This window comes from Sphingomonas sp. NFX23 (genome assembly GCF_049887795.1).
In the GTDB taxonomy this organism is placed as follows: Bacteria; Pseudomonadota; Alphaproteobacteria; order Sphingomonadales; family Sphingomonadaceae; genus Sphingomonas.
Window position 1 is genome coordinate 150,915 of sequence record NZ_JAGEKH010000008.1, and the last position, 22,367, is coordinate 173,281.

General features: G+C 59.9%; 23 protein-coding genes and 2 pseudogenes. 2 read left to right on the forward strand and 23 right to left on the reverse strand.

Annotated features, from left to right (window positions below; all coding sequences use genetic code 11):
- Positions 1 to 81: 81 nt before the first annotated feature.
- The 22 genes and pseudogenes from J4O76_RS20545 to J4O76_RS20650 all read right to left on the reverse strand — a co-directional run.
- Positions 82 to 549 (reverse strand): hypothetical protein, encoded by a 468-nt coding sequence (locus J4O76_RS20545; protein ID WP_426283917.1) that lies wholly within the window; start codon positions 547 to 549, stop codon positions 82 to 84.
- Between the two features lie 183 nt (positions 550 to 732).
- Complete coding sequence (locus J4O76_RS20550) at positions 733 to 1,620, reverse strand: hypothetical protein (protein ID WP_426283918.1); 888 nt, start codon at positions 1,618 to 1,620, stop codon at positions 733 to 735.
- A gap of 1 nt (position 1,621) precedes the next feature.
- Positions 1,622 to 2,296 (reverse strand): hypothetical protein, encoded by a 675-nt coding sequence (locus J4O76_RS20555; RefSeq protein ID WP_426283919.1) that lies wholly within the window; start codon positions 2,294 to 2,296, stop codon positions 1,622 to 1,624.
- An 80-nt stretch (positions 2,297 to 2,376) separates the two neighbouring features.
- On the reverse strand, positions 2,377 to 3,165 hold the full coding sequence (locus tag J4O76_RS20560) for a hypothetical protein (RefSeq protein WP_426283920.1): 789 nt from the start codon (positions 3,163 to 3,165) through the stop codon (positions 2,377 to 2,379).
- A gap of 205 nt (positions 3,166 to 3,370) precedes the next feature.
- Complete coding sequence (locus tag J4O76_RS20565) at positions 3,371 to 3,757, reverse strand: PIN domain-containing protein (RefSeq protein ID WP_426283921.1); 387 nt, start codon at positions 3,755 to 3,757, stop codon at positions 3,371 to 3,373.
- Positions 3,754 to 3,999: pseudogene (locus tag J4O76_RS20570) on the reverse strand (AbrB/MazE/SpoVT family DNA-binding domain-containing protein). The gene J4O76_RS20565 and the pseudogene J4O76_RS20570 overlap by 4 nt, the downstream one beginning before the upstream one ends.
- A gap of 650 nt (positions 4,000 to 4,649) precedes the next feature.
- Entirely contained in the window at positions 4,650 to 5,609 is a 960-nt protein-coding gene (locus tag J4O76_RS20575; protein ID WP_426283922.1) for a SphA family protein, read from the reverse strand.
- 145 nt (positions 5,610 to 5,754) lie between these two features.
- A complete protein-coding gene (locus J4O76_RS20580) occupies positions 5,755 to 6,393 on the reverse strand; it encodes a TetR/AcrR family transcriptional regulator (protein WP_426283923.1) in 639 nt (212 codons plus the stop codon).
- A gap of 171 nt (positions 6,394 to 6,564) precedes the next feature.
- Positions 6,565 to 8,118 carry an IS66 family transposase gene (gene tnpC, locus J4O76_RS20585; RefSeq protein WP_426283924.1) on the reverse strand — a complete coding sequence of 518 codons (1,554 nt, stop codon included), beginning with the start codon at positions 8,116 to 8,118 and terminating at the stop codon, positions 6,565 to 6,567.
- A gap of 61 nt (positions 8,119 to 8,179) precedes the next feature.
- Entirely contained in the window at positions 8,180 to 8,527 is a 348-nt protein-coding gene (gene tnpB, locus J4O76_RS20590) for an IS66 family insertion sequence element accessory protein TnpB (RefSeq protein ID WP_426283925.1), read from the reverse strand.
- Positions 8,524 to 8,970, reverse strand: coding sequence for an IS66-like element accessory protein TnpA (gene tnpA, locus J4O76_RS20595; RefSeq protein ID WP_426283926.1), 447 nt, complete (start codon positions 8,968 to 8,970; stop codon positions 8,524 to 8,526). The genes tnpB and tnpA overlap by 4 nt, the downstream gene beginning before the upstream one ends.
- Positions 8,971 to 9,110: 140 nt before the next feature.
- Positions 9,111 to 9,743: an aspartate/glutamate racemase family protein gene (locus tag J4O76_RS20600; protein ID WP_426284010.1), complete on the reverse strand. Its 633-nt coding sequence runs from the start codon at positions 9,741 to 9,743 to the stop codon at positions 9,111 to 9,113.
- Positions 9,743 to 10,507: an alpha/beta fold hydrolase gene (locus J4O76_RS20605; RefSeq protein WP_426283927.1), complete on the reverse strand. Its 765-nt coding sequence runs from the start codon at positions 10,505 to 10,507 to the stop codon at positions 9,743 to 9,745. Before J4O76_RS20605 ends, J4O76_RS20600 begins: the two co-directional genes overlap by 1 nt.
- The gene (locus J4O76_RS20610; RefSeq protein ID WP_426283928.1) at positions 10,504 to 11,331 is read right to left on the reverse strand and encodes a 2,3-dihydroxyphenylpropionate 1,2-dioxygenase; all 828 of its coding nucleotides are present in this window, start codon (positions 11,329 to 11,331) and stop codon (positions 10,504 to 10,506) included. The genes J4O76_RS20605 and J4O76_RS20610 overlap by 4 nt, the downstream gene beginning before the upstream one ends.
- A complete protein-coding gene (locus J4O76_RS20615; RefSeq protein ID WP_426283929.1) occupies positions 11,324 to 11,629 on the reverse strand; it encodes a hypothetical protein in 306 nt (101 codons plus the stop codon). The genes J4O76_RS20610 and J4O76_RS20615 overlap by 8 nt, the downstream gene beginning before the upstream one ends.
- Positions 11,626 to 12,777: an alpha/beta fold hydrolase gene (locus tag J4O76_RS20620; protein WP_426283930.1), complete on the reverse strand. Its 1,152-nt coding sequence runs from the start codon at positions 12,775 to 12,777 to the stop codon at positions 11,626 to 11,628. The genes J4O76_RS20615 and J4O76_RS20620 overlap by 4 nt, the downstream gene beginning before the upstream one ends.
- A gap of 70 nt (positions 12,778 to 12,847) precedes the next feature.
- Positions 12,848 to 13,954, reverse strand: a complete 1,107-nt coding sequence (locus J4O76_RS20625; protein WP_426283931.1) for an FAD-dependent monooxygenase — start codon at positions 13,952 to 13,954, stop codon at positions 12,848 to 12,850.
- Positions 13,951 to 14,748, reverse strand: coding sequence for an FAD binding domain-containing protein (locus J4O76_RS20630; RefSeq protein ID WP_426283932.1), 798 nt, complete (start codon positions 14,746 to 14,748; stop codon positions 13,951 to 13,953). Before J4O76_RS20630 ends, J4O76_RS20625 begins: the two co-directional genes overlap by 4 nt.
- Positions 14,745 to 15,224 carry a (2Fe-2S)-binding protein gene (locus J4O76_RS20635; protein ID WP_426283934.1) on the reverse strand — a complete coding sequence of 160 codons (480 nt, stop codon included), beginning with the start codon at positions 15,222 to 15,224 and terminating at the stop codon, positions 14,745 to 14,747. Before J4O76_RS20635 ends, J4O76_RS20630 begins: the two co-directional genes overlap by 4 nt.
- A complete protein-coding gene (locus tag J4O76_RS20640) occupies positions 15,221 to 15,961 on the reverse strand; it encodes an SRPBCC domain-containing protein (protein WP_426283935.1) in 741 nt (246 codons plus the stop codon). The genes J4O76_RS20635 and J4O76_RS20640 overlap by 4 nt, the downstream gene beginning before the upstream one ends.
- Positions 15,958 to 18,309: a xanthine dehydrogenase family protein molybdopterin-binding subunit gene (locus tag J4O76_RS20645; protein ID WP_426283936.1), complete on the reverse strand. Its 2,352-nt coding sequence runs from the start codon at positions 18,307 to 18,309 to the stop codon at positions 15,958 to 15,960. The genes J4O76_RS20640 and J4O76_RS20645 overlap by 4 nt, the downstream gene beginning before the upstream one ends.
- A 127-nt stretch (positions 18,310 to 18,436) precedes the next feature.
- Positions 18,437 to 18,661 (reverse strand): annotated as a pseudogene (locus J4O76_RS20650) (citrate/2-methylcitrate synthase); the annotation flags it as partial.
- 322 nt (positions 18,662 to 18,983) lie between these two features.
- On the opposite strand from J4O76_RS20650, the gene J4O76_RS20655 reads away from it, so the two are divergent.
- Positions 18,984 to 19,646: a recombinase family protein gene (locus tag J4O76_RS20655; RefSeq protein WP_426283937.1), complete on the forward strand. Its 663-nt coding sequence runs from the start codon at positions 18,984 to 18,986 to the stop codon at positions 19,644 to 19,646.
- 581 nt (positions 19,647 to 20,227) lie between these two features.
- On the opposite strand, the gene J4O76_RS20660 is transcribed toward J4O76_RS20655, so the two are convergent.
- Entirely contained in the window at positions 20,228 to 20,953 is a 726-nt protein-coding gene (locus J4O76_RS20660; RefSeq protein WP_426283938.1) for a Crp/Fnr family transcriptional regulator, read from the reverse strand.
- 278 nt (positions 20,954 to 21,231) lie between these two features.
- Between J4O76_RS20660 and J4O76_RS20665 the strand changes: the two genes are divergently transcribed.
- Positions 21,232 to 22,299, forward strand: coding sequence for a sensor histidine kinase (locus tag J4O76_RS20665; protein ID WP_426283939.1), 1,068 nt, complete (start codon positions 21,232 to 21,234; stop codon positions 22,297 to 22,299).
- Positions 22,300 to 22,367: the final 68 nt, after the last annotated feature.

Below are 22,367 nucleotides of genomic sequence, written 5' to 3' on the forward strand. Positions count from 1 at the left end.
GTCTTCCTCTGTTCGACCCGAAACAGCAGATCGCGCCTCCCGTCCGGAGGTATGTTCTACGCTAAGCACCACGGCAAGCCGTCAGACGCTCGATATTGGTGACGGGTGCGGCAGATGCCAGAAGGCGGACGAGCGCGGCCGGAGACTGATCGGTCGCGGCAAACTCCACCGCTGCCGCCATGTCGACAAAAGTGAGCGCGCCCGCGATGCTTTCCTCGTCGAGCAGGTGATTTCGTCGATCGCGGTCGCCGCCGCGTCGAGATGCGCCCGCTGCTCGGCCGAGAGGTCGTCCGGCAGGGCGGTCCGCAGTTCGCGCGGGACCCGCCCGTCGAGCAACTCGTCGACGAAATCGCGGACACGGGCGAGCAGTTCGCTCGCCGCCAGCTCGGTGATCCGCTCGACATGTCGGTTATAATAAGAAGTTTGAAGATTCCCGTGAGCTAGCTTATATTGCTTGTACGGCAACGCATGAGCGGACCGGCTGCGGGCAGTTTCGACTGTTGGCAGCTCGCAAAGCCAGTCGAGTCCGAGATTGTTTCCTTGCGGCATTCTCGGACGTGCGCGCTCCGGTTAGACGTCAAATGCGGCCAGGCCTGGCACGTTTGATGTGGTCGGATATGCGAAGGTAGGTGTGAGGGTGATACAAAGCTATGCTTTGTCATTATCCGTGATGCTGAAGAGCAAGCAAGTTCCACGGGCGGGGCGGGTCGGAAACGATCCGCCCCGTTCCGTTTAACGGATGTAGTCGCTAGGCGCGATATTCACATATGTGGCATCGGCCGGTGCTGTCTGCACAGCATGACAGTTGGGATATGCTCGATCGACATTCCCGCGAGCGTATTTACAGTCGTAATGGAACTGGGAATCGAATGGCCCCCCCAATCTGACCCGACCATTGATCAGGCAGGCCGGCAGATGTCCAGTTCCGCCCTGTTGTGCCATGCCATGCCGATTACTGCCGGGGCTGTTGAAGCGCAGGCGGCGCAAGTCCTCATAGAACCGGGTTCTGGTTTTACCGATGCCGGCAAGCTGGATTGGATGCGCGGTTGCGATCGCTTGGCTTGCCTGATGCAACATCGCGCGGGGATCCACAGCCGTCCCAAGTCCACCAAACAATGCGGCGATCTGCGGACGCACGACGTCGGATTTGAAATTTGCGAGCGGTAGCAACAGGGGCGAGAAGTTTCTCCCGCTGAGTATGTCCCGCACGGCGTGCATCCGTGCCATGAGTGCAGCGATCGCAACTTCGACGCTGTCGACGTAAGCCAATAGCGCCGCGCGGCGCCCGGCCTTGGGGCCGGCCTCGGGGTCGAACAGATCGAGCGGCGCGTGGATCGCGAAAGGGAAGAAGGTATCGACGAAACGCTGCGTCTCATCGCCTTGATAGGCGACATAGGCCAGGATCACGGCGACCTCGTCTCGAGGGTTGAGCGTGGCGATCCTCCCTTCGAGGTCTCGATGATAGCCTTCAGCCATTCCGGGGCGATAGCCATAGGGTGGCTTGACCGGGCGGATGATCGGCCGGTTAACAGCATCCCCCGTAAAGGGTTTGGCGGACCGCGACCGGATTTCGTCCGCCACGGCGATTGGCAGCCCGGCAATGCAGGTCAGGACCTTCATGTCAGAGATGTCGTGTTTCCAGCGTTTTGATCACGTCGAGCGGTAGGCTCACACGTTTCTGCTGATCCTTGTCGAGCGCGTTGATCAATGCGGTCAATAGGCTTTCTTGCTTCGAATGCTGCCTATTGCGTTGAATCAGGAAGGGGCCCTGATCGAGCCCCTGTGCGTCGAGCCATTCCGCGATGCGGCCCAGAATCACGTCAGGCATTGCAATATCTGAACCTTTGGGAAGGAACTTGGCATCGATCTCTCTGATCGTGTCGTCTTGCGTTGCGAGCTGAGCAGCATCGGCCGCAAAATCGAACGTCTCGATGTCTATGAAACGGCGCTCGCCTTCCTGCAACGGCACCTTGAATGCAGCCCAGAACCGACTGTTGTAGCGCGGCGTGGCCACTGGCGGCACGACTGTGCCCGCTGGAGCAATGAGATACAGAATGTTGTCGTGCTGCCCAGAACGACCGATCTTATAATCGAAAGCATCGGCGACGAACTGGGACATCTTTTTGTGGGTCAGATTCTCGAGCAGCTTACGATCAGCCTCGCCAATCTGGTTTCCAAGCTGCGAGAGGTAATATGCTGGTTTGCCGGTGGCGAAGTGGCCCTCGATCAGAGTTGCGATGCGTGCGCGGATCCTCACTACTTCCGCTTTCTGGCCTTCGTCCAATTCAGTCGCCATAATAATGCCCGTCTTCCCTGATCATTCGGCATCCGGCCGATCACATTTGCCCTCTGGTAGGCGAACTTCGACCACGAGCGCTAGTCGGACTTGGGCGCATCACCTCGTGCGTCGACCCGCGCTTTCATATCGTCGAAATTGACGAAGAATGGCGTCACGATGTCCTCGGCCTTGGGCGCGTCGTCGAGTTGTATCATCTTGCCATTCTCAAGGCCAAAGACAGGTAGCACGTGGCGCGCCATGAACCAGTCATGATAGCCTTGGCAAACGCGATAAAACTCACTGAGCATCCGCTGTACGTGATCGGCGAGGAGATTAAGAGCATCCCGGCTCGACTCCATGTCGAACAGGATCGCGAGTGCACGTAAGTGCAGCGTTTCCGCGCTCATGAATAAAGTGGTAGCAAAATATCGGCCGCGATAGTCGACCATCTCCGTATCGGCGATGCCATTTAGCGACTGCTTTGCGAGCGCGACGTCCTGATGGGAGCCGAGCTTATTTCGCAGAAGGCGAAGAGGAGCATCCTTCTTGTCGAAATACTGCCGGATCGCCTTGATCCCCGCCACGGCATCCTCGTCAAGATCGGTCTTCCAGGTCGGCAAGAATGTGCTGAGCTCCTTTAGCAGTTCAAAACCCTCACTGAGGCGACTAGCGAGAAGCCTCAGGTTGAGGAATTCGGCCGCGATCTGTCCGTGCATATCTTCGTCGGACCGCCCCTGTGCTGGTTTGGTCCGTGCGGTCAGGAGTTGCCGCGTTAACAAGATGCTGTCGTTCCAGAGCTGGCCGAGAAGGAGATATCCGAGGCGATGCTGTTCCGGAGCCCGGTCGAAAATTTCGCGTGGGTACGCGAATTTGAAAATCGTAGACACGCGAACGGCTCCTGAAAAATCCGCCGATGTACCACGACTGTTCCTCGTAAACATTAGGCGTTGATGATGATGCATGCCCAAGCCTTGCCCTAGGAGCCAGTCCTCAAATCTTTCTGAGGAGAGGAAGCTTTCGGCCCTTTGAACGCCGTCCCGGAGCCCAGGACGTTTGCGACAGGTGGTTGCCCCCTGCCCTGCCCGCCACGTTCTAGCGGATCGTCACGACCTTGACCTCGACCGCATTCGCGATCTTCTTCCAGTTCTGGTCGCTGGCCCAGGCCGGCAACCCATCCCGTCGGGCTAACGTCAGACAAAAGCGATCTGCAAGGCTAATGCCCGCCCCGGCCGTCACGGCGCGCAGCCGCCCGGCGATTTGCGCCAATGCCTTGTCGGCCGGCACTACCGTCAGTGGCAGCAGATCAAGCATGGCGTCGACTTCTCGCTCGGGCATTCCGGCGTGGATGAAGTGGGTCACCACCTCGGCGTAGTTCACGCTGCTCACCCGTGCACTGGCGATACCGGCTGCGACCTTGGCGGATCCCTTTTCTCCCTTGATCATGGTGATCAGGGCCGAGGCGTCGAGGACCACGCTCATTCGCCGCTGTCTTCGCGACGCCGGTCGAGGAATGCGTCAACCGAGGCGTCGGGATTACCGCCGGTATATCGCTTGGCCAGTGCCTACGCCCGTGCCACCGCCTGGTTGGCGGTTCGCAGAACCACGCCATCTTCCGTTTCTTCGAGATATACCGCGCCACCACCGGTCAAACCCAACCGCTTGCGAACCTCAGCGGGCAGGCTCATGCGCCCACTTGGCGTTATGTTGATCTGTAGCGTCATGATTACCCCCTCATCCCCGATGAGCATCATTATGATCAGTTAAGCGGTTACCAGCCTAGCAGCAATCAACCCCCCGGCATGCCAGCAGAACTAGCCTGTGCCATGCCGCTCGGATGATGGCTTGCCGACGCCCAGCTGCCCAACGTGCACAAGATCCGGTGCTTTTAGCGTATAACCCCAGCGCACCTCTCTAATCTGGTCCGTTTTACGTCAGAAACTTACGCATAAAATTCTGGTCAATTTGCTCGGTTGGTCCGGCTTAAGCCTTAACCAAGGAGGACCATACGATACCCATTCAAACGGCACCGTTGAAGGTGCGCGTGATAAGAAGCGTTCTGTCGCAGCCAACGCACCATCTCAAGCTGAAATACCTCTAGCCGCTGATACTAGCCCGATCGAAAAAACGCCTAATGTCGGCCATGTGCGTCTCGAAACCACCATTCCTTCGACCTCCGCAGTAGGTGACGTACTAATGCGCAGAGCGTTTTTGACCAACTGCCCGGCCGGTTTGCCCATTATAGCGAGGTGCATCCGCACCGCGCTTTGCGCTATCGATCACCACGCGAGTTCATCGTGCAAACCTGCGAGGATCTGTCAGAACTTTTTGGGGGCAACAACAACCCATACTCCTTACCCTCAATACATACCCGCTACTGTTGACCAGATTCCGGGCGTTTTTGTCCTGACGATAGGTTAACAGCCCACTGAATCCAGAGCCGACTGCCCTGCGGCCTATTATATGCAACGACTTCCTTCTGGTACTTCAGTGCAAAGCCGCCTCGTTTGGTTTGCACAAAAACCTGCGGACCGAGAGCGAATGCCTCACCTCTGTTGCCATTGAGATATCGCATACCATTCTGGCGATCATCACTTAGTTGCTTGTAATAATAGCCGTTGAGCTCAACGGTGACGTTGCTTTTAATTTTGTAGCCACTGGCAAAGTCAACATCGATCTCATCTCCGGTTTTATAGTTCGTTTCCTTGTTTCTCCAATTGTACGCATAATTCATTTGCATGTTCAGGCTGAGTTTCTGCGTAGGAAAGAATGTCACCCCGACAAAAGGCTGAAAGGTCCACCGGTTGCTCCCGGGGTTGACCAGTCGACGATTGTCGTAGGCGCCGGTCGGAATATTGAACAGCGGATCAATGGTGAGGAGATAATGACCAAGAACCGGAACATTCCCCTGTAAGCCGAGTGTGATGGGCGATATAATGGTGTCACCAAATCCGGAATGACTATCGCGGATAGCTCCTGCACCCTTTCCCACCCGCGCATTCAACTTGAGGAGTATGGGTTGCGCTGCCCAAGTCGACAATTGAACCTCGCCGATATGAGCCCAGGCAAAATCAAGACGGGGTGTGACGACTGCGGCATTTAGCTTGAAGTCCGGAAGGGCCTTGTCGCCGTCACTATCGTTGATTCGATCTGCTGAATAGACAGTATTGTACTGAAGATAGGTGAAGTCAGGGCCCGGCGAGATGCCCGAAACTACCGTGCCTAAACCCACTGGAATGTTCGAACTATTTCGTTCGCTGGCGAACGCCGCTTTGGGTGCAATGCCAACCGACATGATAGCAATCAGTGTTGCGACGGAATCTGCGTAACGCATCTTATCCTCCCCATCAGTGGCCGTCGTAATGCAGCCTACTGTACGTGCGTACAGGTTTGAAGTCTGAAACGGGGCATGTCAATTCAAATCAGCGACCTAGTGGCTAACACAGCGGTCATTTTCGTATGAAACGAAGGGGCTGGAATTAGGAGCAAGTTGGACAGGCAAGGGCTCTGATTCCAGCGGCTCCGAAACGTACCATTGGATCGAGACTGCCTGCGACATCGTGACTGGTCAGAACGCCGTTGGAAAAATAATCGACCAGTCTCGTGTCAGCGAAGACGCTGACCATGGTCCCGATAACCAGCACGTAGCCACGAGCCGCTGTAGGTTGGTCAAGCCTCGGTTCTGCTATCATGATACGCTTGATCATGTCTGTAGCAACCGACCCGAAATGCCGGGTCGCCAAGTCGGTCCACCGTGCGTCCTGCGTCAGCATTGCGTGCAGGCGTGCATAGGCTCGCCAGTTCCCTGGCGCGCGTTCGATCAGCAGAACATAGGGGTGGAAAAAGGCGTGTAGCAGTTGCTCGAGCGTCGCGGTTTCAAGGGCGCCCAGTGCGTCTCGGCGAGCGGCGTTCAGGACGTCCGCCCGGCGTGCTACAACCTCCTCGAACAGGACGTCTTTTGTCGGGAAATGATAGGTGACAAGACCGAGTCCGACCGGTGCGGCATCCGCGACCATCCGCATCGACACGCCATCGAAACCGTGCACCGCGAACAAGGTTTCCGCAGCGTCAAGGATCGCATCCCGGCGCGTTTGTTTCACAGTTTGATCCTTAGCCATCACGAAGGCTTAGATTTTAAGCGCGCGGCGGGCAAACCCGCTTCGAGATGGAACCGATCCCGCCAAGCGAGGCGTACCATGCGTCGAGCCAATTTTGACCCTCACACACAGAATAGCGCTGCTAATGCCTACAGGGTGGGCTTAGCGTAAGCGTGGCCGGGAGGCCACGCACTATGCAGCTTGTGCTACCGACTTCTCAGGCTGTTGGGCCCAGTTCCAGGGCATGAGCTCGTCCCATCGCGCAGCTGGCCAATCAGCTGCGATCTTCCCAGTGACGTCGGCGATGTAGGCCTGCGGGTCGACACCATTGGCCTTGCAGGTTTGGATGACGGTGTAGATCGCTGCGGCACGCTCGCCGCCCGTTTTCGAACCGGCGAACAGCCAGTTGCGTCGTCCGACGGCAACGCCGCGCAGCGCACGTTCGGCGATATTGTTGTCGATCTCCAGGCGCCCGTCATCGAGGAAGCGACACAGCGCGAGCCATCGCTTCGTGCCATAGGCGATAGCCTTGGCCATGTCGGACTTCGGCGACAGCCGGCGCAGTGCTGCGTCGAGTATCTCGCGCAGCGCATCGACCAGCGGCCTCGTCCGGTTCTGACGCGCCGCCAGCCGCACGTCGGGCGGCCTGCCGCGGACCTCCGCTTCTATGCCGTACAAGGTACCAATGCGTTCAAGAATGTCGGTGGTCAGCGGCGTGGCAACCCGCTCGTGCAGATCGAACACTTTGCGCCTGAAATGGGCCCAGCATGCGACTTCGGTGGCGCCGTTTCGATAGAGCCCGTCGTAACCGGCATAGGCGTCAGCTTGGAGGAAACCTCGAAATCCGGCAAGATGGGTTTGCGGGTGTGCACCGGTGCGGTCGGTCGTGAAGCGATACCATGTCGCAGGCGGGGTCGTTTTGCCGGAGGCGCGGTCGTCGACCGCATAGACCCACAGCCGCCCGGTCGCGGTGCGTCCACGGCCGGGGTCGAGCACGGGAACTGGCGTGTCGTCGGCGTGGATCTTGTCGCCTTTCAGCACTTCATCGCGGATGCGGCTGACGATGGGGTCGAGCAGCGCTGCTGCCTGGCCGACCCAGCCCGCCAGCGTCGAGCGGTCGATGTCCAGGCCTTGGGCGGCCATCATCTCGGACTGCCGGTAAAGCGGCAGATGATGGTCGAACTTCGAGACGACAACATGCGCCAACGTTGCAAATGTCGCCTTCCCGCGGGCGACCGCCTTCACCGGGGCAGGCGCTTGGACGATCTTCTCACACGTCCGGCAGCTATATTTCGGTCGGACGTTCCGCACCACGCGCCAGTGCACCGGCAGGACGTCGAGCATCTCATGGGCGTCCTGCCCGAGGCGGCGTAGCGCACCGCCGCAGTCCGGGCATGTGCAGGCGCCGGAGGCGGGTTCGTGGACGACCTCCTCGCGTGGCAGGTGGTCGGGCAACGCACGGACTGGTGCCAGTCGCCCGGGCGTGTCTGGCAAGGCCGCGCCGATCTCCGGGACTGCGCTCTCGGTTTCCAGTTCCTCGAGCGCGAGTTCGAGTTGGGCGATCTCGCGCGTCAGCTTCTCGGAGGATGCGCCGAACTGCATCCGCCGCATCCGGGCGATCTGCCCACGCAGTGTCTCGATGAGCAGGTCGCGGGCGGCAAGTGCTGCATTGGCCCGGGCGAGCGACGCCTCCAGCACGGCAATCCGCGCCTCGGCATCAGATGGGGCAAGAGGGGCTTGCGACACCTCATTTTCATAACAGTTCGCGCACTCTCACACGAGCAAAATTGGCGGAAAAGCTATGTTTTCAGCCGGCCAATGTTGGTGCCCATGTCCGCTCTGGGCGGCGCCAGTCGATGCCTTCCAGAAGCATCGACACCTGCGCCGATGTCAGCGCCACTGTGCCGGTCGCGGTCACCGGCCAGACGAAACGCCCCTGGTCCATCCGCTTCGAAAACAGGCAGAGTCCCTGACCGTCGAACCACAGCAATTTGATCAGGTCGCCGCGCTTGCCACGGAACGCGAACAGCGCACCGGAATGTGGTTTCTCCCGGAGCACCTGCTGCACCAGTACCGCCAGGCCATCGAAGCCCTTGCGCATGTCGGTGACGCCGCACGCCAGGAATATCCGCGTCGATGTCGGCTGCGGGATCATCGTGCCAGCACGCCGATCACACGCGATAGCGCCTCGGCGTCGACCGTGCCGTCGACGGTCAGTCGCACACCCGAAGGCAGCTCGATGCCGATCTGCCCCGCGGTCCGGGCGTCCGCTGACACCTCGGCGGGCGGCGCCGGCAGCATCACGGGCGGCTCGCTGATCCGGACTTCGGTAAATGTGGCCTGAGGCCGGGCCGGCACTCCGCCCAGCGCACCCGACATAGCTTGACGCCGCCAGGTGTAGATCGCGCCGCTGCCGACCTCGTGACGCTCGACCGCCGCCATGACCGACCCATCCGGCCCAAACGCATCGCGTAGGATCGCCAGCTTCTGCTCGACCGTCCAGCGGCGTCGACCCGACACCCGACCGACAATCTCGATACGACCGGTCGTATGACTACTCGCTACATCTGCGGCTGGTTCGATAGTCTCGTCTGACATAACGGCCCCGTTCAAAGAGCTGCCATCAACCCGTTCAACGCTCCGCCTACAAGGCGACCTTCAGACCACGCTTACGGCTTAGCCCGCGCTGGGTTCCGCATAGCCGCCTTACCCGCGATCACGATGTTGGCGGCGGCCGTTTATTTGAGCATCTCCGCCCGCAGCGATAGTACAGCACATTCGGGTGTAGTGAGCACAGGCTTACCCGTCGCCTGTGCCACCTTCTTGGCTGCACGAGCAAGGCTGAATTGAGCGAGTGCAATCACATCGCATTCGCTGAGTGTCGTAATAGCGGCCTCTGCGGCAATCCTATCATGCTCGTCACCGTTGCCGGCTTGCAGCGCTTCTAGTGCCCCACCGCAATGACACGTTACAACGGTCTGAGCAGAGTTAAACTCCCGAACCATGCTTTCCAACGTCGGTGCGAAACTGGCAAGCAGGCCGACGCGGCCGAAATCCCCTGCCGCCGCAATCATAGCGGTGTTTGGCTTGTGAACAGGTAACGGTCTGAGATCCGCGGCCACAGCGTCGATTGCAGGCCCAAACGCAGAACAGGTAAATAGGATCGCATCTGCTCCCGCGTCACGGACATAGCGGCCCAGTACCAGGAATCGTTCGATCAACGCGTCGCTCAATTGCCCATCGCGAGCGCGGTCCGCGGACAAGCTATCGTCGAGCACGTTCATTCGGCTCGCCTCGGGCCAATGAGCGTCAAATGCAGCGTTGATCGGCGTCACGGATTCCCGCAAGGCATGGATCAGAGCCACCCGCATCATAGCCCCTTTGCGAAGGCGGCAATCGCTTCACCGAATGCCACTGGAGCCTCCACGTTGGCGAGGTGAGCAGCATTCAACGTGATTAGACTTGCGTTTGGAATGGCGTCGGTGATGGCGGCAAGCCCGGCAGGCTGCGCCGCCTGGTCATGCTCGCCAGCTACCACAAGGGTCCGAGCCGTGATTCTTGGCAGAAGCTCGCGGTGATCTAGCGTCGAGATCATCGTCGCAGCCGCCACGAAGCCTTCATCCGGCGTCCCGAGGATCAGACCGCGTACCCACTCGACCGTCTGGGGCGAAGCTTCGGCAAAGGACGGCGTGAACCAGCGTCCGAGTGTTCCGCCCGCTTGCCCGGCCAAGCCGCCTTTTTTGACCCCGTCGACACGGTCCCGCCACATGGCTGCAACCGGCGGCGGCGTGTATGCCGCACAGCAGGCGAGAACCAATCCAGCGACCGTGTCCGGATTTCGGACCGCGATCTGCATTGCAACCATCGCCCCGAACGACAATCCAACCAGCACGAACCTGTCTATGCCGATATCCGCCAATGCCGACACCACAGCGTCGGCGTAGCTTTCATAGTCCGCGCTTCCTGGTAGCAACGGACTGGCGCCATGTCCGGGCAGATCCACACGTACGACACGGAAGTCGGTTCCGAGAGGCGCAACCTGTGGTGCCCATAACTTGGACGAGGTGGCAATCGCGTGAAGGAGGACGACCGCGGGCGAATCGTCACGTCCTTCAATCTGGAGAGCGAGCGTCATGCCGCCAGCCTCCAACGACCTAGCGCGATGCCCGTGTACCACTGCGTCATCGGGTGATAATAGTATGTCTCGAACGGCGCGCATTCAGCGATGGCATGGGCGATCAGCCAGTTGCGAACCTCTTCGGCACCATTGCCCGCGGTATTAACGTTTTCCCGCGAGAAGTCGGCTACGGCTTCGCCGCCCCCCTGCTCGAGCCGCGACAGAAATCCTCGGTCGAACTCCTCGTTGAGCCTTCCCATCCTAGGTGTACCGACATCGTGGCTCAGGCCCCCTGTTGCCAGGACGGCGACGCGCTCCGCTCCGGTGTAGGACGTGATCGCAGCGCGAAGGGCGGCACCGAGAGCCAGGCTCCGCCGCATCGACGGCATTGGCGGCTGCACCGCGTTGACCATGATCGGAACGACCGGGTGTTGCCCCGCAAGCCCTGCCAGATCGAGTGGGGTCATCATACCGTGATCGAGCGTCAGCTCCATCGAGAAAGCCGGGTCGAAGCCGTTTTCGATGACTTCGCCGAGGATGTGGGCACCGAGCGTCGCATCGCCGGGCAGCACCTGCTTCACTACCTTCAACCAGCCCTCGACGGGGCTAGGGTACGACGGAGCGATGCCGATGCAGTAGGCAGGCATGTTATCCAGGAAGAAGTTGTGGAGATGGTCGTTGGAAATCAAAACCACCGCGTCGGGTCGCAACGCGCCTATCTCTTCGCCGACGCGCGTGAATTGCGCGAACGCGGCGTCCCGCAGTTCCGCACCCGGCGCGTCGGGCATGTTGTTCATGACGGGGGTGTGACTAGTGGCGAAAACGCCGACGATCTCAGCCATATGCTTGTTCCTCCACGGCGCGCAGCGCGGCCAGATAATCAGCCTCGGGTACGCGAAGCTGCAGGCAGTAGGCCCGCAGTAGATAGGGATTGACGCCCAGCAGATAGAGGGCGCCGATGTCGGTTTCGGAAAGCGCCCGGCGCGCCTCGTCGGACAAGTCGGCGTCGGCGATATACGCTTTCGGATCGGCAAAGAACCGGGTCTCCTCCACGCGGTCATGTTGGACCTTGTGCAGGATCTTGCCCAATCGGAACGCCTCCTGTGAAGGTACGTCCTGAACCCAATTGCGCACGTTCATGCCCTTGTCTCCATATTTACACGTTCGACCAACCAGTCGATGATCGTCGGCATCGTCTGGGGTGTGATGCCCATGTGGCCGCCCGGGAACATGCGGACCGCCTTGGGGGTGCCATGACCGACCAGGAGATCAATGTCGGCGACCGGACATTGCGTATCGCCCCGACCATTGGTCAGCAGCATGGGTGCGCAACGCTGATCGAGAAGCCCCTGGTCCAGCAGCGAAAGCCGCGCGAAGGCCTCTGCGTACCCCTCTTCGTCTTCAACCCCCAGCATCCGCATGCGGGTCTCGACGAGCTCCATGAGATAACTGTCGGGATGGCGTGAGCGCTCGATCCATTCGCGCTGGAACATGAAGTGGGCGCCGCCCCCCCAGTTGACCGCACCCGCGATCCGGTCAGGCACCACATGCGCGAGCTTGGTCGCCCAGTATCCGCCAAACGACCGGCCCAGCAGACCCACCTTGCTCGCGGCAAGGTCCGTCTGCGCCGCAGCCCAGTCCATCACGGGGAGGAACTGACGGTCCGCTTCGGGAGTACCCTTGACCGGGGACTCGCCAGTACCCGGGCCGTCCAGTGCGATGGTCGCGACACCTTGCGCGAGCGCTAGGTCGCTTGCGGCGGTCATCTGCTCCTTCCAGGCGTCCACGCCGCCCCACATCATAATGACCGGAGGACGCTCGATCCCGGCGGGACGACGGTAAAGGAAGACGACCTCGCTGCCTTCGAATGGCACGGATATTCGCGCCACTGGATTGTCGAACAGGGCACCTGCAGCAAGATAGGCTTCACGTTCGCGCGTTGCCGAGGTAAGCTTGTCGGGATGGTTCGGACAGGGGAAGCGCCCCAGAAAGAAGAAGCCCTGCGCCCGAAGAAACGCCGCTCTACGAGCCTCTAGGTCTTGCGTGTCTTCTGCTGCCTTCCAGGCATCCTCTCCCGCCGATCTCCACGACGCGGCCCAGCGCACCGGATCAAGTCCGTCGAGGGTTTCGACAACCCGGGCGGTGTCGTCGACACTAAGGTTGTTCATCGGGTGAATGCGCCGACGCGTACGGTCGAGCATCCAGGCCTTCGCCTCTTCGAGTGTTCGAGGCCGTTCCTGGGACGGATCACTCGTCCTCGGCGGCAAGCTGGGTTCCTGGTCGAACATCTTATCTCCTACTGTACGATCGTACAGCGCGCATGGCGTGCGCGCCATAGGTATCTGCATCGGTGCTGAATCAGACCGGTTCGGCGAGCCGCGCCAAGGATTGCGCAACGAGCCGCGTCTGCTCGGATGGTGGCGCACCGGCTTGTTCCAGCCGGCCGATCTCCAATGAATTCTCGACCACGAGCCGGCAACGTGCATCGCGTCGCGCCTGGTAACGCCGCAGGATTTCGGGAACCTCGCCGCCACCGTCGATCTCACGGCCGAGGACGACTGCGTCCTCCACGGCCATCCCTGCGCCAGATGCCAATTGTGGCGTCGTCGGATGTGCTGCATCCCCTATCAACAACACACGATCGGTGTGCCACGCTCCCGGCAGCACGAACGCCTCGAGCGGTCGCATGACAATCGGTGAGGCGTCGTGCAGCTCATCGCGAAGCCGACCGACGATACCACCGTAGCCCTGCATCAGAGCAGCCATCATGGCCGGGAGCTCCGCATCCGGGATCATTGGATGACGTGGCGTCTTTTCGAGTAAAAAAAGATATAAGCTGTCTTGCGACACCGGCGCGATGCCTATCTTGACTTTGCCTCCCAGGAAGAAATGCCGGCGATCGAATTCGGCTGGCCGCTTAGCGAACAAACGCCAAACAGATTGGCCAGTGTAAGCAGGCTTGGGCGCATCCGGAAATGTGAGTCCGCGTACGGCCGAGTTCAAACCATCGGCTCCAATGACCAGATCGTAGCGGTCGTTCGAACCGTCTGAAAGCACAACCGCGGCACCGTGCTCATCCTCATCCATGCTCGATACCGTGCAACCCAGGCGCACGTTGGTACCGATCTCCAACGTGCGCTCGGACAGTATTCGGTGAAGAATGGGCCGCATGATCCCTCCACTACCCGGCATGCCGGGCGGATCGGCAACCTCATCGACGGGAACGCCTTCCATCGTGCAGATGCGAATGCCGTTCCCGGAGAACCCGTCCCGCAGGACGGCGTCGAGAATGCCAAGGTCACCGAACGCCCTCAAAGTCGGACTGGTGATCGTGATGCCCGCACCATACACCCGCCAATGCGGATCAAGGTCGACCAGATCGACCGCGATGCCACGGCGGCCAAGCTCGATTGCCGCGGCCATTCCGCCAATCCCGCCGCCCACGACGAGCACTTTACGGATCATATCAACTTCTCCACGGCACGCGCAGCCAGAACGCTCACCAGCTGCGCGCGATAGGCGGCGGGAGCATGCAGATCGGTGATGAGGCCATCGACCGGCCATTTGATCGAGCGAGCCTCGTGAGCGCCGCCACCAGCGGCCAATCCTGCCTCGATAGCTGTAGCGCGAAACACGACAGCCCCAGCGCCGATCACGGCAACCCTGGGACCGGACGGGTCTCCGTCCGCGACGAACACGCCGGCAATGGCGTATCCCGAAACCGGGTTGTTGAACTTGGCATATGCACTGCGGCGATCGGTTGGAAAGCGGATCGCGGTAACGACCTCATCCGGCTCAAGTGCCGTTTCGAACATGCCGACGAAAAAGTCGTCAGCGGAGATCTCCCGCCGGTCGGTGACGATCGTCGCCGCGAGCGCGAGCAGTGCCGCTGGATAATCGGCCGCTGGATCGTTATTGGCTACCGAGCCACCAATGGTCCCACGATTGCGAACCTGAAGATCTCCGATCCCGTTTGCCAACGTCGCCAGCCCTGGGAGCAGGTCACGAACGATCGTCGAGTGCGCAACGTCGTAGTGGCGGGTCATTGCCCCGATCTCGATCGCCTGCTCCTGTCGGCGCACCCCGTAGAGTTCATCGATGTGAGCCAGATCGACGAGGGTACCAACGGCCGCCAGCCCCTGCTTCAGAGTCGGAATAAGCGTCATGCCCCCCGCGATCGGTCGCGCATCCTCGAGCTCGCGCAAGGCTTCGATGGCTCCGACAAGCGTGGTGGGACGAACATAGTCGAACGGCGTCATAGCTGGAGCTCCCGCCCGGCTTCAAGTATGGCCTCAATGATCGGTTGGTACCCCGTACACCGGCAAAGATTACCCTCGATCGCTTCGCGTACGGCCTCTGCATCCGCAGCTGGATCAGTATTGAGTAACGACGAAGCAGCCATGATCATGCCGGGCGTGCAGTAGCCACACTGAAGGGCGTGACAGCGCTGGAAGCTCATCTGCAGCGGATGCCTGCCTTCCGGATCCAGACCTTCGATCGTCGTAACGCAGGAGCCGTCCGCCTGCACGGCGAAGATGGTGCAGCTCTTGGTTGCGATACCATCGACGTGGACGGTGCACGCGCCACACTGACTCGTGTCACAGCCGACGTGCGTCCCGGTGAGGTCCAAAGATTCCCGCAAGAAGTCAACCAACAGCATCCTCGGCGGAACGTCGGCATCGACGGTGCGCCCATTAATTTCGAGGGTCACGGGCCGGGTCAATTCGGCGCTCATGGCCGGAGCGCAAACATGATCGTCATGAAGACGAGGAGGAGCGCCAGGATGATGATCGTGAAGATCTGTGGATCGAATCCACGTCGAGGTTGATTTAACTGCGAGGGCGAGTGGGTCGGTAGTCGCGTCGGGGCTGCCGCGGCGCGCGACGTCAAAGGCGTCGGCTCTGCAGCAACGTGGGGCGGTGCCACGTCCGGTCCTGCCGCAAGCACCGCGGTCGCTCCAAGACCGTCGCCATTAAGCGAAGGTGCCGGATCAAGCGGCTGCGCGGCCCCCGTTGGTTCAGCGGTTGCCTCCTCGCCCCCTACGACGCGCGCAAACGCACCGAAGAAATCGTCGGCGTAGCGTTTCGCGAAGCCGTCGATTAACCGGGAGCCGATCTGCGCGAGCTTACCTCCGATTTGTGCTTCGGCCTCATAAGTGAGGATCGTCGCGGCACCCTCCTCGACAAGCCGCACTACCGCACCGCCCTGCGCAAAGCCCGCCGCACCACCACTGCCCTCGCCGACGATCCGACAGCTCGCCGGTGCGTCAAGATCCTCAAGACGGATACGGCCCGCAAACTTCGCGCGTACCGGGCCGACCCGAATGACCACTCGCGCTTGCCAATCGGTCGGAGTGTTCTGGACGATCTCCTCGCATCCCGGCAAGCACCGGCTCAGTACCTCGGGATCGTTCAGCGCACGCCACACCGCGTCGCGAGGCGCATCGATCCGGTATTCTCCGACGAACTTCATGCAGCTTCCTGATTCTGAAAGGACGGGGTGTTGGCAGCCGCGATGGCCGACCAGACACGCGCAGGAGTAAGTGGCATGGCCAGGTCATTGACGCCGAGCGGTCGCAAGGCGTCAATGACGGCGTTTACCAAGGTGGGCGGCGAGCCTATCGTTCCCGATTCACCGACACCCTTCACGCCCACTGGATTGGTGAGACAGGGGACTTCGGCGAGTTCCGACACGATATGCTTCGGCATCATCTCCGCACGTGGCATCCCGTAGTCACTGAAGCTGCCGCTTATGAGCTGACCACTTTCCGGATCGTAGGCGACCTGTTCGAGGAGTGCCTGTCCCAGCCCCTGGGCGATTCCGCCCACGATCTGGCCTTCACAGATCATCGGGTTGAGGACGCGACCGACGTCATCGACAACGGTGTAGCGATCGATGTGTATCTGCCCTGTCTCGGGGTCGACCTCGACTTCGCAGATATGCGCCCCATTTGGAAAATTCGGCGCCTCGCCCCCCGCGGAGCCGGTCACGGTGAAACCGACCGATTGTCCGCCAGGAAGGCCGACAGGGCGGAAGAAGGCCTTCGCGACATCAGCGAATGACAACGACCTGTTCGTGCCCGTTGCGGAGAAGACGCCGTCGGCGAATCCGATTGTGCCCTCGTCGACATCAAGAAGGTGGGCCGCCATCCGGCGCCCCCTCGCGATCGCCTCCTGGGCGGCCGCGTGCAGGGCCGTTCCACCAAGCATCGAACTACGCGCCGCATAGGTACCGCGGCCAAACGCCACCTTGTCGGTATCGCCCTGAATATACCGGATCGTCTCGTACGGAACGCCAAGCCACTCGTGGACGAGCTGAGGGAACACGGTGGCATGTCCCTGGCCGTGACTATGCGTTCCTGCGAGTATGGTTACGTTGCCCTGGGGATCGAAGCGCAGTTCCATCCGGTCGTTGAACACGCCTGCGCTTTCGACATAGCAGGTGACCGCACGACCGCGCACCAGACCCGCAGCCTCGGTTGTCGCGCGACGCCCCTCAAACCCCTCCCAGTCGGAAAGCTCGAGGCATCGATCCATCATCCCGACGAAGTCGCCACTATCATAGGTGACGCCCGTTGCGGTCGTATACGGCATCGCCGCAGACGCGATCAGATTACGACGCCGGATCTCCACGCGATCCATGCCGATCCGATCCGCCGCCTCGTCCATCAACCTTTCGAGAGTGAAGCACGCCTCCGGGCGACCCGCTCCGCGATAAGGGCCGGTCGGCGAGCAATTCGTGAATGTAGCAGTGTTGCTCACATGCACCGCAGGAATATCATACACCCCAGGGAACATACGCATCGAATAGGTGATGGGCGCGACCGTTGCCGATGCAACATACGCCCCGAGGGCATGCCTCGCCTCGACGCGCAGCCCCAGGGCCCGCCCCTCCGCGTCCAGGGCCAAAGAGGCCTCCGCCACCTGATCGCGCCCGTGATTGTCGCCCATGAGCGCTTCCGAACGTGTCGCGACCCATTTCACCGGCCGGCCGACCCGACGCGATGCCCAAAGAACTATCGCGTCCTCCGGGTAGGCATCCGCCTTCATCCCGAACCCACCTCCCACGTCAGGCGAGATCACGCGCAGATCGGCCTCAGGAATGCCGAAAACCGCATCAGCGAGCATCTTGCGAACGCCGTGGGGATTTTGCGAGCTGGTGTGCAGCGTCATCCTGCCGTCGGCCGGGTCGACGATGCCGACCGCCGCTCGCGGCTCGATCGAATTGGCAGATATCCGGTTGTTCCGGATCGTCAGACTGACGACGTGGGCGGCGTCTGAGAAGGCAGCGTCAGTTGAAGCTGCATTGCCGAACGCGAGGGTGAAACAGGAATTGGACGCGCACTCATCCCACACTAGGGGAGCTCCGCGCCGTGCGGCGCCATCGGGCGTAGTAACCGCGGGAAGAGCGTCTATCTCGACTTCAATGAGGCCCGCCGCATCGCGAGCCGCTCGAAGCGTTTCCGCCACAACCACAGCAATACGATCCCCAACGCAGCGGACTCGCTCGCTCACCAGAATTGGCCGGATCGTCCGATAGCCAGGTGGCCCACCCATGTCCGCGGGCATGAAGTAGGGGGGAAGCCCGCCGATTCCATCGGCCAAAGCGTCCATTCCAGTCAACACGTCAAGGACGCCGTCTGCGTGCCGCGCGGCTTCGACGTTCACCGATCGAATGAGGCCATGAGCATGGGACGAATAGACGACAGCCGCATAGGCGAGCTGAGGAACGCGCAAATCGTCAACGTAGCTTCCACGCCCTGTTACGAAGCGTCGATCCTCGCCGCGACGGACAGCTTGTCCGATTCCGAACGCGCTCATTAACCTCTCCTTCGTCTTTTCGACGATGCCCCATCCCTAAACAGTACGATCGTACAGTCAAGCCAAAAGGGCCCCTGCTTTTGATCGATACGAGCAATCGCCTCGAAACGATCACGCCAGTGTTGTATCAGCTTTGGCTTGGCGCGGTTTTACCGCGCTTAACGCCCGGTACGTAGCTGCGCTTGGTCGGGCCGGTGTCGAGCTGGCGCGGACGGCCGAACTTTGCCGGGTCCGAGACCATTTTGTTCCACGATGCGACCCAGCGGGCGGTTCGGGCAAGCGCGAACAGCGCGGTGAACATCGCTGTCGAGAAGCTGATCGCCGAGAGGATGATGCCCGAGTAAATCGGGTCAGTGGGATAGCTGGCGTCGTTCAGATAGCCCTGCTCCTCATGTACGCCGCTTTCGCAAAATCTGTTCCCAAATTCATTTCCGAAATGGCGTCATGGAAAGGGAGTTTCGGGAAAGCCAGTGGCTGCGATAGATCCATGTCGGGGTGCCCACGCTCGACAGCCCCCCCCTGCCCGTTCCGCGACAGATCGCGACATTGATCGATTAAGTACCAATGTTTCTTGGGTATGCCTTTCGCAGACCCCCAATCGCTGGTGCTTTATTACCGTCCTGACTGCGTAAAAAGGACTGGACTAATAAGTACCACATATAGCAGACTGCGGCATGTTCATCCGAGCCTATCTTCGCGCATCTACCTCCGAACAGGACGCGTCGCGCGCCAAGAGTGCCCTCGACGTGTTTGCGACGGAGCACGGGCTTAGGATTGCGGCCCGTTATGTCGAAAACGAAAGTGGTGCCAAGCTTCACCGGCCCGAGCTGTTCCGCCTGCTATCGGATTGCGAGCCTGGAGACGTGCTCCTGGTCGAGCAGGTTGATCGGCTTTCTCGCCTGACCTCACCGGACTGGATCAAGCTGCGCAATCTGCTCGACACCAAGCAGGTCCGGATCGTCGCGCTCGACCTGCCGACGTCCTGGATCCTGACGGCACCGACCGATGAGTTCACTGGCCGAATGTTCGCAGCGGTCAACGCCATGATGCTGGACGTACTCGCCGCGGTTGCCCGCAAGGACTATGAGGATCGCCGTCGTCGACAGGCCGAAGGCACTGCGAAAGCCAAGGCAGCGGGCCTTTATAAGGGACGCCCCGAGAACAAGACCCGCAACGCGGCGATCTCGAGCCTTCTCCGCGATGGCCGAAGCTGGCGCGATATAATGGATGCGACTGGGTGCAGTCGAACGCTGCTCGCCAAGATTGCTCGTGATCGCCGTCTACAGGCAGAGGCTGACGCAGCGATCCGGGCGGCTGAGTCAGTAGCGCAGCGCTAATGTGTTCAGGCAGACTCTAGACCCTCATAATGAGGTGTCCATTTTAGCTGCTACCGACCCTGATTGAACGGGTTTCGTGTACCAAAGCCTCTGCCCACTCAGGGTATACCCGGATTGACGCTAAGCGTGACTTCCCGCCCATTTTGGTAGGTGACGGAAAACCTCCGGATTTTGGTTTCCGTACAGTCGGACAAAGCGACAGGGTTTGTCGCATGTGTCACGCATAGGTTGGGGCAGCCCCGGTCGCCTAACCTACCGCCTGGCGACAATCGTGTGTTTTACGACAGGGCGTGGCGGACAACTCAAAAGCAACCAGACCGCTAACGCCTGATTGTGCTGAAAAGGCGGCTTAATTTTGCCCCGTAACAAGGCCGACTTTTCCAACACAATTTTCACATTCCAGACATTCAGGTTGCCGAATGCATCGGATAACTCTGCTGCTGCAGCAGCCCGCACTTCCGCGAAAACAGCTGATTGAGAGTCTTCCCAGGTCGTTAAACGTCTCCGATGACAACTGCAAATCAATATCGGCAGAAATAGCTAATTGGCTTAATGGAATGTCGCAGAACCTTGCGGATATATTATGCGGGCTTCTTCAGAAATAAATATTCGTCTTTGAAGTCGCCAGCTCGTTTCAACGCAGCAACGTTTAATATCTTGAAAGACCGGCCTTTGTGTGTAATTAAACCAGCGTCGACTAGTCTGCTAAGCATCCTATTGACATGTACTGCAGTTAACCCTGTTGCATCTCCAAGCTGTCCTTGTGAAAAGGGCAACTTGAATTCCCCTTGGCTTGTTAAGTCACGTGCCTCCATACGTGCCACATACTGACACAGAAAATGTGCAAGACGGGCGAGAGCATCTCGTTGTCCGTGATTGAGTACGGCCTCACGAGTTATTGATGCATCGACAAGTGCCGATTTGAAGAATGCATGCATTATGGATGCATGGGCGTTCAAGAGTTCGATAACGGGCTGGCGAGGGACAAAGGCGATTTTCGCATTCGCCAATGCGAGAACGCCGTAATCCGCTGACGACAGGAACAGCACCGAAAGGTTTAGCGGGTCTCCTGGGAGATCGAGGGACAAAAGCTGCCGCCTACCATTGCCCGTCAGTTTTTGACGAGTAGCGAAGCCCTCAACCAATACCAAGAACGAGCTGTCAATGTCTCCCTGCCGGGCAACCTGAGTTTCTCTGTCGAAGGTTCGGACGCTGACTGGGAGCGAAAAAATGGCTGCTTTATCGCTTTCATTTAAGGGGGCGTACGATCCAAGCTGGTCTACGAACGGCGAGAGAATATTGATCAAGAACAATCCTTGGGACGACAAAGTTCGAAGATTGGCGTATTTTGAACGCTATGCATCTGAAAAATTAACCTAGCGCAAGCTTACGAAGCAGGCCCGTGATTTTTCTGTCATATACGGGGTCAGTGAGAGGATGTTTTGAAACGTACGTTAAGCCATAGCCTTTTCTACGCACAGATCGAGTGACGGGTTGCGTGACATGGATCGCCCACGATCAGGCAGGACCGGCGATGGGTGGCATATGAGACGCCGAAAACTCAGGGGGGCGACAAAGACGGACAATGACGGCAAGCATTAAAGATCGTACCAGACGCGTTATGAATCAACCTGCTGATCCGAAACGACGAACACGCTGGATCGAGCAGTTGCCGGTTGCACGCGACCGCCCGCTTCTGGGCACGGTTGTTATGCTGGCGATCGTCTACGGTGCGCTGGCGCTGCGGATGGTGACGGACTCCCTGCTCCCGCCGGGCTTTCCCTACGTCACCTTCTTCCCAGCCGTGATCATTACTTCGTTCCTGTTCGGGGTGCGATTGGGCGTGGTATCGGCCGCTCTGTGCGGCATGCTCGCCTGGTACTTCTTCATACCACCAACTTACAGCTTTGGGGTAATGCGAGGCACGGCCTTTGCCCTCGCCTTCTACGTGCTTGTCGTCGCCACGGACTTGGCGCTCGTACATTGGATGCAGTCAGCCAATCAGCAGCTTGCCCGTGAACGCGAGCTAAGCCGTTCGCTGGCCGATACGCGGGAACTGCTGTTTCGCGAGCTACAACACCGTGTGTCGAACAATCTACAGGTCGCAGCAGGGCTACTCAACATGCAGAAGCGCACGCTGGACGATCCAAAGGGAAAGGCGGCTCTGGACGAGGCGACACGCCGCCTTGCCCTGATCGGACGCATTAGCAGGCAAATATATGACCCTTCAGGTCTTGCTCAGCCGCTGCTGCCCTTCCTTGGTGAGCTGTGCCAGGGTGTTATCGAAGCAAGTGGCCGAGACGATCTCATGCTCGAAGTGCAAGGCGATAAGGAGCTTCGGCTCCAACCGGATGCAGCCATTCCCACTGCTCTTGTCATTGCCGAGGCGGTCGCCAATGCAATCGAGCATGGCTTTCGCGATGGTCGAATTGGACGAATTTCAGTCGGAGTTGGCCGGTATTCTGAAGGTGCGGCTATTACCGTTCACGACGATGGGCATGGGTTGCCAGAAGGTTTCGTGCATGACGAAACCAGGAGCCTGGGTTTGCGCATAGCGACGACACTGGCTAGCGGTCAGGGCGGCCGCTTCCAGATTGAACCGCAGGGCGGCGCGCTGGCAACCCTCACCTTGCCATCTAGGCTATTGGCATAGCGGCAGGTTCATCTCGAACGCCCTAAGCGACCATCTTCAGAACTCGCGGTAGTTGGAATCGTTATTGC

Excerpts from the sequence above, each read along its gene's own strand:
- J4O76_RS20615 (WP_426283929.1), bottom strand. The coding sequence starts at position 11,629 with ATGAACGTGCGCAATTGGGTTCAGGACGTACCTTCACAGGAGGCGTTC.
- J4O76_RS20600 (WP_426284010.1), bottom strand. The coding sequence starts at position 9,743 with ATGCGGGTGGCTCTGATCCATGCCTTGCGGGAATCCGTGACGCCGATC.
- J4O76_RS20640 (WP_426283935.1), bottom strand. The coding sequence starts at position 15,961 with ATGAAGTTCGTCGGAGAATACCGGATCGATGCGCCTCGCGACGCGGTG.
- J4O76_RS20555 (WP_426283919.1), bottom strand. The coding sequence starts at position 2,296 with ATGGCGACTGAATTGGACGAAGGCCAGAAAGCGGAAGTAGTGAGGATC.
- J4O76_RS20580 (WP_426283923.1), bottom strand. The coding sequence starts at position 6,393 with ATGGCTAAGGATCAAACTGTGAAACAAACGCGCCGGGATGCGATCCTT.
- J4O76_RS20665 (WP_426283939.1), top strand. The coding sequence starts at position 21,232 with ATGACGGCAAGCATTAAAGATCGTACCAGACGCGTTATGAATCAACCT.
- J4O76_RS20545 (WP_426283917.1), bottom strand. The coding sequence starts at position 549 with ATGCCGCAAGGAAACAATCTCGGACTCGACTGGCTTTGCGAGCTGCCA.
- J4O76_RS20565 (WP_426283921.1), bottom strand. The coding sequence starts at position 3,757 with ATGAGCGTGGTCCTCGACGCCTCGGCCCTGATCACCATGATCAAGGGA.
- J4O76_RS20610 (WP_426283928.1), bottom strand. The coding sequence starts at position 11,331 with ATGGCTGAGATCGTCGGCGTTTTCGCCACTAGTCACACCCCCGTCATG.
- J4O76_RS20645 (WP_426283936.1), bottom strand. The coding sequence starts at position 18,309 with ATGAGCGCGTTCGGAATCGGACAAGCTGTCCGTCGCGGCGAGGATCGA.
- J4O76_RS20655 (WP_426283937.1), top strand. The coding sequence starts at position 18,984 with ATGTTCATCCGAGCCTATCTTCGCGCATCTACCTCCGAACAGGACGCG.
- J4O76_RS20575 (WP_426283922.1), bottom strand. The coding sequence starts at position 5,609 with ATGCGTTACGCAGATTCCGTCGCAACACTGATTGCTATCATGTCGGTT.
- J4O76_RS20630 (WP_426283932.1), bottom strand. The coding sequence starts at position 14,748 with ATGACGCCGTTCGACTATGTTCGTCCCACCACGCTTGTCGGAGCCATC.
- J4O76_RS20550 (WP_426283918.1), bottom strand. The coding sequence starts at position 1,620 with ATGAAGGTCCTGACCTGCATTGCCGGGCTGCCAATCGCCGTGGCGGAC.
- tnpB (WP_426283925.1), bottom strand. The coding sequence starts at position 8,527 with ATGATCCCGCAGCCGACATCGACGCGGATATTCCTGGCGTGCGGCGTC.
- J4O76_RS20620 (WP_426283930.1), bottom strand. The coding sequence starts at position 12,777 with ATGTTCGACCAGGAACCCAGCTTGCCGCCGAGGACGAGTGATCCGTCC.
- J4O76_RS20625 (WP_426283931.1), bottom strand. The coding sequence starts at position 13,954 with ATGATCCGTAAAGTGCTCGTCGTGGGCGGCGGGATTGGCGGAATGGCC.
- J4O76_RS20635 (WP_426283934.1), bottom strand. The coding sequence starts at position 15,224 with ATGAGCGCCGAATTGACCCGGCCCGTGACCCTCGAAATTAATGGGCGC.
- J4O76_RS20605 (WP_426283927.1), bottom strand. The coding sequence starts at position 10,507 with ATGACGCTCGCTCTCCAGATTGAAGGACGTGACGATTCGCCCGCGGTC.
- tnpA (WP_426283926.1), bottom strand. The coding sequence starts at position 8,970 with ATGTCAGACGAGACTATCGAACCAGCCGCAGATGTAGCGAGTAGTCAT.